The 208-nt window shown below is 51.9% G+C and carries 1 rRNA gene; it reads right to left on the minus strand.

The window, feature by feature from the left end:
- Positions 1-84, minus strand: a 5S ribosomal RNA gene (rrf, locus tag HWW83_RS25575); the annotation flags it as partial.
- Between the last annotated feature and the right edge of the window lie 124 nt (positions 85-208).

Consider the following 208-nt stretch of genomic DNA (forward strand, 5'->3'; position numbering starts at 1 on the left):
CCCCACACTACCATCGGCGCTACGGCGTTTCACTTCTGAGTTCGGCATGGGGTCAGGTGGGACCACCGCGCTATTGCCGCCAGGCAAATTCGTTTCAATTAACCCGCTTCATCACGAAGCCAGTCAATCCAATCTGTCAACAAGCTGAATATTGTCTCGGTCTCACCAAAACACCTTCGGTGTTGTAAGGTTAAGCCTCACGGATCAT

It is taken from the genome of Serratia ureilytica (genome assembly GCF_013375155.1).
Classification (GTDB): Bacteria; Pseudomonadota; Gammaproteobacteria; order Enterobacterales; family Enterobacteriaceae; genus Serratia; species Serratia ureilytica.